The sequence below is a fragment of the Rhodococcus sp. 21391 genome (assembly GCF_016772255.1).
GTDB classification, from domain to species: Bacteria; Actinomycetota; Actinomycetes; order Mycobacteriales; family Mycobacteriaceae; genus Rhodococcus_F; species Rhodococcus_F opacus.
Genome location: NZ_CP063781.1, coordinates 2,145,703 through 2,158,019, shown reverse-complemented (window position 1 = coordinate 2,158,019; position 12,317 = coordinate 2,145,703). Strand labels below are relative to the sequence as shown.

At 68.4% G+C, this 12,317-nt stretch carries 10 protein-coding genes and 2 pseudogenes; 5 read left to right on the top strand and 7 right to left on the bottom strand.

Annotated elements, in window-relative coordinates; genetic code table 11:
• Window positions 1–307 precede the first annotated feature (307 nt).
• Entirely contained in the window at window positions 308–1,312 is a 1,005-nt protein-coding gene (locus tag GO592_RS10230; protein WP_202715109.1) for an alpha/beta fold hydrolase, read from the bottom strand.
• Complete coding sequence (locus GO592_RS10225) at window positions 1,242–3,242, bottom strand: APC family permease (RefSeq protein ID WP_039952133.1); 2,001 nt, start codon at window positions 3,240–3,242, stop codon at window positions 1,242–1,244. Before GO592_RS10225 ends, GO592_RS10230 begins: the two co-directional genes overlap by 71 nt.
• A 201-nt stretch (window positions 3,243–3,443) precedes the next feature.
• Between GO592_RS10225 and GO592_RS10220 the strand changes: the two genes are divergently transcribed.
• The 4 genes and pseudogenes from GO592_RS10220 to GO592_RS44150 form a co-directional block, all read left to right on the top strand.
• The gene (locus GO592_RS10220) at window positions 3,444–3,746 is read left to right on the top strand and encodes a winged helix-turn-helix transcriptional regulator (protein WP_007299080.1); all 303 of its coding nucleotides are present in this window, start codon (window positions 3,444–3,446) and stop codon (window positions 3,744–3,746) included.
• 167 nt (window positions 3,747–3,913) lie between these two features.
• Entirely contained in the window at window positions 3,914–6,451 is a 2,538-nt protein-coding gene (locus GO592_RS10215; RefSeq protein WP_007299079.1) for a sensor histidine kinase, read from the top strand.
• Window positions 6,448–6,555, top strand: a pseudogene (locus tag GO592_RS10210) (DNA-binding response regulator); the annotation flags it as partial. The gene GO592_RS10215 and the pseudogene GO592_RS10210, both read left to right, overlap by 4 nt.
• Window positions 6,556–6,600: 45 nt before the next feature.
• Window positions 6,601–6,882 (top strand): annotated as a pseudogene (locus GO592_RS44150) (permease); the annotation flags it as partial.
• 493 nt (window positions 6,883–7,375) lie between these two features.
• Here the strand turns inward: GO592_RS44150 and GO592_RS10200 are convergent.
• On the bottom strand, window positions 7,376–8,116 hold the full coding sequence (locus GO592_RS10200; RefSeq protein WP_007299076.1) for a lipoate--protein ligase family protein: 741 nt from the start codon (window positions 8,114–8,116) through the stop codon (window positions 7,376–7,378).
• Between the two features lie 240 nt (window positions 8,117–8,356).
• Here GO592_RS10200 and GO592_RS10195 point away from each other — a divergent pair, with 240 nt between their 5' ends.
• Complete coding sequence (locus GO592_RS10195) at window positions 8,357–8,794, top strand: cupin domain-containing protein (protein ID WP_007299075.1); 438 nt, start codon at window positions 8,357–8,359, stop codon at window positions 8,792–8,794.
• A gap of 21 nt (window positions 8,795–8,815) precedes the next feature.
• On the opposite strand, the gene GO592_RS10190 is transcribed toward GO592_RS10195, so the two are convergent.
• The 4 genes from GO592_RS10190 to GO592_RS10175 are packed head-to-tail and all read right to left on the bottom strand — an operon-like array spanning window position 8,816 to window position 12,316.
• Window positions 8,816–9,559 (bottom strand): cobalt-precorrin-6A reductase, encoded by a 744-nt coding sequence (locus GO592_RS10190; protein ID WP_007299074.1) that lies wholly within the window; start codon window positions 9,557–9,559, stop codon window positions 8,816–8,818.
• Between the two features lie 2 nt (window positions 9,560–9,561).
• Window positions 9,562–10,311: a precorrin-4 C(11)-methyltransferase gene (gene cobM, locus GO592_RS10185; protein WP_007299073.1), complete on the bottom strand. Its 750-nt coding sequence runs from the start codon at window positions 10,309–10,311 to the stop codon at window positions 9,562–9,564.
• Window positions 10,308–11,543, bottom strand: a complete 1,236-nt coding sequence (locus tag GO592_RS10180) for a bifunctional cobalt-precorrin-7 (C(5))-methyltransferase/cobalt-precorrin-6B (C(15))-methyltransferase (RefSeq protein WP_007299072.1) — start codon at window positions 11,541–11,543, stop codon at window positions 10,308–10,310. Before GO592_RS10180 ends, cobM begins: the two co-directional genes overlap by 4 nt.
• Window positions 11,540–12,316 carry an SDR family NAD(P)-dependent oxidoreductase gene (locus GO592_RS10175; RefSeq protein ID WP_007299071.1) on the bottom strand — a complete coding sequence of 259 codons (777 nt, stop codon included), beginning with the start codon at window positions 12,314–12,316 and terminating at the stop codon, window positions 11,540–11,542. The genes GO592_RS10180 and GO592_RS10175 overlap by 4 nt, the downstream gene beginning before the upstream one ends.
• Window position 12,317 lies beyond the last annotated feature (1 nt).

The window sequence follows — 12,317 nt, the reverse complement described above, 5'->3', positions numbered from 1 at the left end:
CCAGGCAACCGGGTTGCGTGTCGGCGGGTGGCGGTCGTACAGGATGGCTCGATGCGCATGGTGCGGTCCTCGTGCGGGTCGGGATGTAGCGAACCAATTTGCCGACCAGACTTCCCGGCGCACCACCATCAGCCTATCGTGGCCGGACTGGAGAATCCGCGCACCGGGCTACCCACCACCAAGTACGGTCACAGTCTGTCAGTCGGCTTCGGGGCCCGGCGCAGATACTCGCGTCCCCGGCGGTTGATCCGCGACCAACTCCGCCACTCGGGCACTTCTGAACCGGCGTCGCACCGGTTCCAGGTCGTTAGGTGGGGGCCCACGACTCGACTAACCGCGTCAGTGCCCCGGGAAATTCGCGCAGGGTCAGGTGGCCGCAGCGCGGCAGTACCTGCACATCCGCCGCGAGCAGCGCACGGACCGGGCCGCGTAGACGGCCCGGCGGAAAGAGCGTGTCCTGCTCGCCGGTGGCGACGATGATCGGGACACCCCGCGCCCACCGGCGGAGGTCTCGGGCGGGCAGGGGCCGCGGCAGGGTGCCGAGAAACCGGTACTGCGTTGCCATGCTGAACCAGTCGATCACATCGTCATCGGGCATGAACCGAGGCGCACTCAGATATGTCAGGATGCGGTCGCTGTTGGTCCGCAGGGTATGCCGCACTGATGCGGCACGAAGTTTCGTCAGCTCGAGCGACCGCTTCACTGGAACGATGCCGGCGGGGTTGAGCAGGACGAGGCCGGTGATCCGCTCGCTCGGAGTGCAGGCGAGCGCGATCCCGGCACCCAGCGAATGCCCGGCGAGGATCACCGGTTTGTCGGTGAGTTGCGGGAGCATTTCGTCGAGCCATCCGCCGTAGGCGTGAAGCCGGCGCCGGCGCGGCCGTCTGGAGGTGCTCAGGCCGGGTTCACCGGGTAGGTCCGGCACGAACACTCGGTGCGTTCTCGCCACTGCGCCGACGGCGGCGAGGACGGTCGCGGCGCTGAGCCCGGCCCCGGGCAGTACCACCACCGGAGGCCGTCCCGTGGCCTTGCCGGTGGAGACGACCATGGTCGACCCGAGGGTCGTCTCGAAGTGGTCGAGGCTGTGCGGAACATCCCACGCCTGCAGGAGGGTTCGGCAGCGGCGTCGCGCCGCAATCCTGACGCCAGGACCGCGGGAGCGGGCCGGGATGAGGTGCGCGGAATCCTTCACCGGCGCGCCCACCGCGACGACGAACGAGACGGCCGGGATGGGGGCGCCGTCATCTGGTGTCCGCGCCGGTGATGCCCCGACGGATCTCTCCCGGGCTGTGCTCGGGACGGGTGAGGTCACGGTGCCCGGTCGAGTGCATTTGCCAGGGCACACTGGTCACCATCACCCCCGGCTCGAACAGCAGCCGCCCCTTCAGACGCAGCGAACTCTGGTTGTGCAGCAGGTTTTCCCACCACCGCCCGACGACATACTCGGGAATGTAGACACTGACCACGTCCCGGGGGCTGGTGCGGCGGATGCGTTTGACGTAGTCGACGACGGGCCGGGTGATTTCGCGGTAGGGGGACTCGATCACCGTGAGCGGGATGCTCGCGTTGTGGTCGTCCCACTCCTTGTGCAGCAGACGGGTATCGGAGTCGTCCACGTTCACGGTCAGGGCGACGATCGTGTCCGGCCGGGTCGCGCGGGCGAACATGATCGCCCGATTGGTGGCCTTGTGCCAACCGGAGACCAGCACGATGGCGTGGACCCGGCTCGGCAGGGTGTCCTCGTCCTCGTTGGCCTCGAGTTCGGCCCGCACGGCCGCGTAGTGACGATGAATTCCGTGCATGAGCAGGCACAGGACCGGGATGGCGATGACGACCAGGTAGGCGCCGTGGGTGAACTTGGTGACCATGACGACCACGAGGACGATGCCGGTGAACGAGGCACCGAACGCGTTGATGGCACGCGCGCGGTGGATCCGGCCACGTTCCGACGGGGTGAGTGTGTCGGCGAGTGCGCGGTTCCAATGCCGCACCATCCCGGCCTGGCACAACGTGAACGAGGTGAACACTCCCACGATGTAGAGCTGAATCAGGCGGGTCGCCGATCCGTCGAACGCGTAGATCAGGGTGCCGGCGACCACCGCCAGCAAGATGATGCCGTTCGAGTACGCCAGCCGGTCGCCGCGAGTGTGCAGCTGGCGGGGCAGGTACCGGTGTTGCGCGAGGATCGAACTCAGCAGCGGGAACCCGTTGTAGGCGGTGTTCGCGGCCAGGATCAGGATCAGCGCGGTGGTCGCCTGCATGTAGAAGAACATGATGCTGTCGTTACCGAACACCGCGGCGGCGATCTGGGCGATGACGGTGCGCTGAGGATCCGTAGCGCAGTCGCCGGTGAAGCCGATCAGATCGCAGGTGTTCTCGGTAACACGAGTGTGCGCGATCAGTGCGAGCGCGGTGACTCCGGTGAACATGGTGATCGAGATGGCCCCCATCGCGGCCATCGTCCGGGCGGCGTTGAGGGCCTTGGGCTTACGAAACGCGGGCACACCATTGGAAATGGCTTCGACACCGGTCAGCGCGGTACACCCGGAGGAGAACGCGCGAAGCACCAGAAACGCCACCGCCAGAGTGTTGAGGCCGACCTGTTCGGCGTGGATCTGGTAGTTCGCGCTTTCGGCCTGCGGCGGATCACCGAGCAGCGCCTGTACGAGCCCGATCGCGATCATCACCATCACCCCGGCGACGAACGCGTAGGTCGGGGCGGCGAACGCGCGGCCCGATTCGCGGATGCCGCGCAGGTTCATCGCCGTGAGCAGCACGATGAAGCCGATACAGAGGGCAACCCGGTGCGCATTGAGATCGGGGATCGCGGAGATGATGTTGTCCACCCCTGCCGCGACGGACACGGCGACGGTCATGACGTAGTCGACCAGCAACGCGGCCGCGACGACCAGCCCGGGGAGGGCGCCCAGGTTCTCGGAGACCACCTCGTAGGATCCGCCGCCGCTGGGATAGGCGCGCACCACCTGCCGGTAGGACAGCACGACCACGGCGAGCAGTACCACGACCGCGCCGGCGATCCACGGCGCCATGTACAGGTAGGTCAACCCGCCGAGGGTCAGGATCAACAGGATTTCCTGCGTCGCATACGCCACCGAGGACAGTGGATCGCTGGCGAAGACGGGCAGCGCAATCCGTTTCGGGAGCAGGGTGTGCCCGAGCCGGTCACTGCGCTGCGGGCGCCCCAGAACGACCCGCTTGAGCAACGATGCTGTTGATGCCACAACGATTCAGCCTAGATTGGGGCAGGCACCGGTGGCGGTGTCACCGCGTAGGGATCGTGTAAAGAATCGGCCCCGTGGCGTACGGAAGCCGTCAAGGCAGCTCCCCGGTCACGTCGGCGCGGTCGTATCGTCCGCGGTATGCGTGATCCGGACGTCTACGCAGGTTCCGCCGAATGCAGTGGGCGGTGCTCCCGATCAGATTTGCGCGCGATAGTTGACCACCGGTTCACGGTGGAGGTGCTCGATGTCCTCTCCCAGGGATCACAGACGGGTGCCTCCCTCGGTGCGATCCTCGAGTTGGGGCGACGGACTCTCATGCCGCCCCTGCGGATCCTGGCCGCGCATGGGCTGGTGGTCAGCGATCACATCGGCAGTTGGGATTCCCGCGTAAGGCACGCCACCACGTATCGTCTGACCGACCGCGGCCGGCGAACTGCGGACCTGCTGTCCTCGTTCTGGGTGTGGGCATCGTTGTACGAGCCCGATAATTCCCACGGGAACTGACTTCGACGCCAGCGGCGCCCGGCTCCGGCACAGTGGCCACTACGTGAGGCCCGCGAACGACTTCCGCCTCGGTAGTTCGGCCCGCCCCGATGAGAGCATCGCCTCCCACACGAGCATGCCGAACTCGGCGTGGGTGAAGACGTCACCCACTGGTGGATGATGACCAGGTGAGCAGCGACAACCGCGACGGTGAGCGCACGGCCGGAGAGACCGGGCGCGGAGAACTCCGCATCTATCTCGGCGCGGCCCCGGGCGTCGGCAAGACGTACGCGATGCTCGGTGAGGCGCACCGCCGCCGCGAACGAGGCTGCGACGTCGTGGTGGCCGTGGTGCAGACCTACGGCCGCGAGCACACCACAGCCCAGCTCGGCGACCTCGAGGTGATCGCCCCCAAGATCATCGACTACCGCGGGACGCGGGGCGCCGAACTCGACGTGGACGCGGTGCTGGCCCGGCGCCCCGCCCTGGTGCTGGTGGACGAACTCGCCCACACCAACACACCGGGCAGCGCCAACGACAAGCGCTGGCAGGACGTCGAGCAACTCCTCGCCGCCGGAATCGATGTCCTCACCACGCTCAACATCCAGCACCTCGAGAGCCTGAGCGACGTGGTCCAACACATCACGGGCGTGACCCAGCCGGAGACCGTCCCCGACGAGATCGTGCGCACGGCGGCGCAGGTCGAGCTGGTGGACATCACCCCGGAAGCGTTGCGGCGCAGACTATCCCACGGAAACATCTACACCCCCGACAAGGTCGACGCGGCGCTGGGTAACTACTTCCGGCAGGGCAACCTCACCGCACTGCGGGAGCTCGCCCTGCTGTGGGTGGCCGACCAGGTAGATGCCGCCCTCACGAAATACCGGGCGGCGAACCGGATCACCGACACGTGGGAAGCCCGCGAACGGGTGGTGGTCGCGGTGACCGGTGGACCCGAATCGGAAACGTTGGTGCGGCGGGCGAGCCGCATCGCGTCGCGGTCGAGTGCCGAGCTGATCGTCGTGCACGTGGTGCGCGGTGACGGCCGGGCCGGGGTGTCCGCACCGGAAATGGGGAAGGTGCGGGCCCTCGCCGCGAGCCTCGGGGCGAGCCTGCACAGCGTGGTCGGGGACGACGTACCGGCGACGCTGCTCGACTTCGCCCGGGCCGCCAACGCCACCCAGTTGGTGCTCGGGACGTCGCGGCGATCACGGTGGGCGCGGATCGTCGACGAGGGAATTGGTGTGCGCGTCGTGCAACAATCCGGATCCATCGACGTGCACCTGGTGACGTACGAGGAGGCTAGCCGCCCGCGGCGGGTCCCACCGGTCGCGTCGCGGTCGCGGACGGTGACGGCGTGGCTCGCGGCCGTGCTCGTCCCCGGTGCCGCGGCCGCCGTGATGAGTCTGGTGGACCGCTGGTTCGGGATCGGCGGCGAAGGCGCACTGTTCTTCATCGTCGTCCTCGTCGTGTCCTTGCTCGGCGGCGTCGCCCCCGCGGCCCTGTCCGCCCTCGCCTCGGGCCTGCTCCTCAACTACTTCTTCACCCCGCCGGTGCACAGTTTCACGATCGCCGAGCCGGACAACTTCATCATCACGGTGGTGCTGCTGGTGGTGGCCGTTGCCGTTGCGGTGCTGGTCGATTCGGCCGCTCAGCGCACGCGGGAGGCCCGCAGGGCATCGCAGGAAGCGGAACTGCTGGCACTGTTCGCCGGGTCGGTGCTCCGCGGCGCAGGCCTGGCAGCACTACTCGAGAAGGTCCGCGAGACCTACGGTCAGGATTCGGTGAGCATGCTCTCGCAAGAAGATGGCCTGATCAGCTCGGTGGGGCCGAATCCAGCAACGAGAACCGACGACGCGGACACCGTGTGCGCAGTGACCGAGGGCGAGTACGCACTCGCCCTGCGCGGCCCCGAGGTGCACGCGCGGGACCGGAGAGTACTGCTCGCGGTGGCGAACCAGGCGGTGGGACTGATTCGACAGAGCACCCTCGCCCAGGAAGCCGGCAAAGCGCGGACCCTCGCGGAGGCGGACCGGTTGAGACGATCCCTGCTGTCCGCGGTCAGTCACGACCTGCGCACACCACTGGCCGCCGTCAAGGCGGCGGCGTCCAGCCTGCGCAGCGACGACGTCGACTTCTCCCCGGAAGACACCGCCGAACTGCTGGCCACGATCGAGGAATCGGCCGATGCGCTGACCGCGCTGGTGGGCAACCTGCTCGATTCCTCCCGGCTCGCGGCCGGGGTGGTGACGCCCACCCTGCGGCCGGTGTACCTCGACGAGGTCGTCCACGAGGCGCTGATGGGACTGGGCATCGACGGACGGACCGGAACCCGAGTCCGCGAATGCGTACAGGTGGACGTCGGCTCGGTCGCCGCCATGGCCGACCCGGGCCTCCTCGAGCGGGTGATCGCGAACCTCGTCGACAACGCCCTCCGCTACGGCGGAGACTCCGTGGTCCGTGTGGGCGCCGGGGCGGTGGGCGAGCGCACCCTGATCACCGTGGCCGACACCGGACCGGGAATACCGCGAGGACAAGCGGAACGGATGTTCGCGCCGTTCCAACGATCGGGCGACCGGGACACGACAACCGGGGTAGGGCTCGGCCTGTCGGTCGTGCGGGGGTTCGTCGACGCGATGGGCGGCAGCATCTCCGCCACCGACACCCCCGGCGGGGGACTCACCATGATCGTCGAGCTGGCCGGGGCGGACACCCGGTCGGGATGACCCGCGTACTCGTCGTCGACGACGAACCACAGATCCTGCGTGCCCTGGGGATCAATCTCAGAGGCGGATACGAAGTGGTCACCACCGATTCGGGTGCGGCCGCCGCATTGTGCCTCGCTGCGTAGCAGCCCGGACGTGGACGTGCCCGGTTTGTCTGCTCGGTCGGGAACGTGCCGCTAGCGGTGGTGTTGTGGACCGGCGGCATCAGCTTCGGCGGGGTTATAGCGTTCATCTTCGCGGACCTGCTGATCCTGCCGATCCTCAACATCTACCGCAAATACTACGGGTGGAAAATGACCGTGCGGATCCGCGGGGTGTTCTACCTGTCCATGGTCGCTGCCGGGTACGTCATCGAACTGATCTTCACACCAACCGGTTTGGCACCGGATCCGGCCCAGGCGCATCTCCCCTCCGAGGGGATCGGCTGGAATCCGATGAGGTCACCGCCCGAGGCGCACCGTCTTACGGTGTACCCATCGTCAGGTTGAAAACCAACGCAAGAAAGCCAACTACCAGGATTCCGGCCAGGAAAGGCAAATTGGTGATTCCGATGACCGGCACCGACAGGACGGTATCCGTGGGCGCCGCGGTCGCGACGGGTGCGACACCCAGGAAGAGAGCACCCAGTCCAACCAGAACAGAAGCAGCCGAAGTTCCCCGTCCAGGTAGGACGTTCGAGGTACGTCGTCGCATCGGATCTATCTCCCGTGGGGACCCATCCGGTTCGCTCGGACACGGCTGGGGCGTGCCGCGGGGTCACCGATGCCGTCGCCGGGCCGTCGTCATTCGTTACAGCATGCAGAAGAGCGGGAGCAGTAGGGCCATTTGTCTGCTGCTTCGGGTAGGACTCGATGCTCTGGGCCCGGAAAGGACTTGCCGTTGCAGGTCGAATTCGCCGTCCTTGGCGCACGGCGCGGTAACGCCTCACGCCACATGTGCGTCGCGCAGGTTCGCGGCCTCCTCCAGGAGGTCGGGGTCGGCGGTCCGTTCGCGGACCACGCCGGTTTCGGCGAGGATCGCTGCCCGGACCTGTTCGAGCGTGACGGCCGGGTTCAGGTCCGTCAGGGCCGCCGCGGTGCCGGGGTCGAACTCCAACTCGAGGGCTGCATTGACATCGGTGAGAACCGCTCGCAGGGGGTCGGAATCGGAGACCACCAGTTCGAAGCCGAAGAGCCACGCCCCGGCGACTATTCGCTGCGCGGTCCCTGCCAGCTTGACGCGGCCTGCGCCGTTCACCGTCCAATCACCGGGGCAATACTCACCGGGCACCGGTCCGATGCGAGCGTCGACACCCAGCTTCCTCAGCACGCCGACGAGCCGCGGGGTGATGCGCTGGAAGCGGGGGCGCGCCCCGACCATGCCCTCGGTGTCCCGGGAGAACATCTCCACGACGAGGGTCTGCTCGTGGTAGGCCGCCGCCCGACCGCCGGCTCCTCGGACGACGGGGGTGAATCCGTGTCGCCGCGCCGCCGCGGCGGCGGCCGGAAACTGCGGTCGAACAGCGTCCAGACGTCCGAACGACAGCGTCCGCGCGGGACTGTAGATGCGGATCAGTGCAGGGGCATTCGGCTCTCGCGCGGTGCGACGCAGAAGTGCCGTAGCGAGCGCCGCGTCCAAGACGGGATCGTCCGGAAAGTGCGTGGTCAGCAACTGCTCGATCGTCATACTCTTCCCGTCGGTCCGCCCCGAATATCTCACGGCCACGACGTCATCGCCGCAACCTGCACGCCACTACAGTGTCGCCGAGGGGGACGACAAGAGCACCCGGAGGCAGTCGACGCGGGATCGGGTTCGCGGATATCCCCGCGGCGGCTCTCACCGGAGCCCTACCCTGGACACGCCGAATTGCACTCCCTGGATGCCTGCACACAGTGTGCCGGACCAGCGCGCCGAGAGGTCGTCACGATGCTCCTCAGATCGAGTGTGGTCGTCTTGTCTTGTGCCGTCGCCGCGGTACTGTCCGCGTCCCCCGCCCAGGCCACGCCGTCGTCGGGAGTGACCGCGCAGGTGCTGTTCGAGACCACGGTTCCGGCGGTCGCGGGCAGTTCGGCGGGCACGGATCTCACGCTGCGGCGCATCGAGATCGCCCCCGGCGGCACGACGGGGTGGCACTTCCACGACGGTCCGGTGTACGCGTTCGTCGAATCCGGTGTGCTGTCCCGCACTCTGCAGAACTGCACGAAAGCGGTAACGACAGCCGGTCAGGCGATCACCGAGGACCACGGAAGCGATCACGTGCACGAGGGCTCGAATCTGGGCACCGAACCGCTGGTGTTGCTCGCGTTCTACACGGAACCGGAGGGCAAGCCGCTGTCCGAGGACGCGCCGGCGCCGGCCTGCTGACGGGTCACCGCACCCGCGTCCTCATCGTGTGACCGAGGCGATCCACTCGACTGCTCCCGCGACGTCGTCCACCGTTGCCGTTGCCGACGGCAACGGTGGACGGCGAATCATCAGCACCGGCACGCCCAGTGTGCGGGCGGCGTCGAGTTTCGCGTCGGTCTGACCGCCGCCACTGTTCTTGGTGACCAGGACGTCGATACGGTGCTCACGCATCAGCGAGATCTCGTCGGCCACCGCGAATGGCCCGCGGGCGAGGAGCAGTGTCGACTGCGGCGGCGTCGCCACGTCGGGTGGATCGATCGCGCGGATCAGAAACCACAGTGCGTTCAGGCCGGCGAACGCGTCGACCCCCTGCCTGCCGATGGTGAGAAAGACTCTCGTTCCCAGGTCTGGCAGCAGTGCGGCCGCGTCGACGAGGTCGGCGGCGCGGTGCCAGCGTTCGCCGGGACGTGCGGACCATTCCGGGCGCCGCAGCACGACGTGCGGTATCCCGCGACGGTGCGCGACGTCGGCAGCGTTGCTCGTGATCTGCGCCGCGAACGGATGCGTCGCGTCCACGATCGCGTCGACGGGATGCGCGCGCAGCCACTCGTCGAGTCCGTCCGCTCCCCCGAATCCGCCGATCCGCACGTCACCGACGGGCAGGCGCGGATCGCGGACCCGGCCGGCGAGGGAGGACACGGTGTCGACCCCCGGAACGTCCGTGAGCGCGGCGGCGAGATCTCGGGCCTCCCCGGTGCCGCCGAGGATCAGGATACGTGCCACGCTCAGTGGGTGGTGCGCTCGCGAGTGGCGGAATACAGGTAACTGTCCGGAAATCCTTCGGCAGCAAGCACTTTCCCGACGATGACCACGGCGGTCTTCGTGACGCCCGCGGCCTTCACCTGATCGGCGATCGTGGCCAGGGTGCCGCGGAGCACGATCTCGTCGGGACGCGACGCGAACGCGACTACGGCGGCAGGACAGTCGCGGCCGTAGTTCTCGGTGAGTTCCAGGGCGATCTGATCGATCCGGTGCGCACCCAGGTGCACCACCATCGTGGCACCGCTGCGGCTGAGGGAACGCAGGTCCTCACCCTCCGGCATCGCGGTGGACAGCGTGGACACGCGAGTCAGCACGATCGACTGCGAGACACCGGGAACGGTCAACTCCCGCCCCAGCGACGCCGCCGCGGCGGTGAACGCGGGAACCCCGGGCACCACGGTGTACGCGACGCCGGCGGCCTCGAGCCGGCGCACCTGTTCGGCGACGGCACTGAAGATCGACGGATCACCCGAATGCAGCCGGGCGACGTCCTGACCGGCCGCGTCCGCCTCGATCAGCAGGGCGACGATCTCGTCGAGACTCAGCCGCGCCGTGTCGATCACCCGCGCACCCTCGGGGCATTCCGCCAGCAGTTCCTGCGGGACGAGGCTGCCCGCGTACAGGCAGACGGGGCTGGCCGCGATGATCCGCTGCGCGCGGACCGTGACCAGGTCGGCCGCGCCGGGACCTGCCCCGATGAAGTACACCGTCATGTCGCATCACCTTTCGACTGCTTCGTCGCCGACCACTGCGCCACCGGCAGTTGCGGCCGCCACGCGGTGAACCCGCCGAGCGGCTCACCGCGATACACCTGAAACTTGCGGAGCTGCCCTCCGCATTTCGAGAACCATTGCAGCAGAAGTGCTTCCGATTCCGCCGTCACCGCATTGGCCACCATCCGGCCGCCGACTCGGAGCCGGGACCAGCACTCCTCGAGCAGACCGTCCTGCGTGACGCCACCGCCGACGAAGATCGCGTCCGGTGTGGACAGGTCCGGCGGTACGTCCTCGAACGCTGCGGGTGCGTCACCGAACACGGGGAGAGACGGCACCCCGAGCGCCGAAGCGTTCGAATCGATCTGGTCGGCACGTGCCGCGCTGCGCTCGAAAGTCACTGCCCGGCAGAGGGGGTGGGTGCGCATCCATTCGATCGCGACCGTGCCGGACCCACCTCCCACGTCCCACAGCAGCTCCCCCGCCGCGGGGGCGAGAGCGCAGAGCGTCAGTGCGCGGATCTCGTGTTTGGTCATCTGCCCGTCGCCCGTGAACGCGACGTCGGGCAGTCCGGGCATCCGGGTCAGCCGGATGGTGCCGGAGTCGGCCCGGCAGTCGATCGCGATCACGTTCAGCCGGGCCCCCGGATCATGCGACCAGGCCGACGCCGTTCCGTCGAGCCTCGACTCGTCGGGTCCGCCCAGTTCGCCGAGCACGGTGAGCCGCGACAGCCCGAACCCGTGTTTCGTCAGAAGTTCGGCCGCGGCGGCGGGGGTGTGTTCGTCGCGGCTCAGCACGAGCAGTCGCGTGTGATCGCCGAGTGCAGGCAGGAGCGTGTCCACCGGCCGGTTCACGAGACTGACCACGGGCGTCTCGTGCGCCGCCCAGCCCAGCCGGGCGCAGGCCAGCGTGGCCGACGACGGGTGCGAGATCACCCGCACCCGCTCCGCGCCGAGCAGGTCGACGAGGGTGACGCCGATACCGTGGAACATCGGGTCTCCGCTGGCCAGGACACACACCCGCCGACCGTGGTGCTGTTCGAACAAGCCCGGCAGCGCGGGGACGAGCGGCGACGGCCAGGCCACCCGCAGCGCCGGCGACTCGGGAATCAGGGCGAGTTGCCGGCCCGAACCCATCACGACGTCGGCGCCCTCGATCGCGCGTCGCGCGGACGGCGACAGACCGTCCCACCCGTCGGCACCGATACCGACGACGACGATCGGGTCGGTCATCGCGGCATCCGGCGCCAGACCGCCTGCGGCAGCAACCTCAGAACGAAGAACACCGGGCGCAACCGTCCCGGCACCCACACTCGGCTCGCACCGCGGTGCAGACCCCGCACGACCGCGTCCGCGACCTGCGCCGGTGTGCTCGACATCGGCGCCGGCGACATCCCCTCGGTCATCCGGCCGATCACGAAACCGGACCGCACGAGCAGGAGGGAGACGCCGCTGCCGTGGAGGGCGTCACCGAGACCGGAGGCGAACCCGTCCAGGCCCGCCTTCGCCGACCCGTACACGTAGTTGGCACGGCGCACGCGCACACCTGCGACGGACGAGAACACCACGATCCGTCCCGACCGCTGTTCCCGGAGCAGGGTCGCGAGATGAGTGAGCACACCGACCTGCGCGACGTAGTCGGTGTGGACCACGGCAACGGCGTGCCGCGCGTCCCGCTCAGCGCGCGCCTGATCGCCGAGAATGCCGAACGCCAGCACCGCCACCGACAGCGGTCCGTGCGCGTCCACCACGGACCGCAGCAGCTTCTCGTGGCTGTCGAGGTCGTCGGCGTCGAATTCCACGCAGTCCACCACAGACGCGCCCGCGTCCAGCAGCGCCTGCCGTTCGGCGGCGAGTTCGGTGCTGCGGCGGGCGGCGAGGACGATCGTGCGACCGGGTGCGAGCCGGGTGGCGATCTCGAGGCCGATCTCGCTGCGACCACCGAGGAGGAGTACCACCCCGTCGTCGCCGGGCTTGCCGCTGTTCTTCTTCGATCCCAGGCTCACC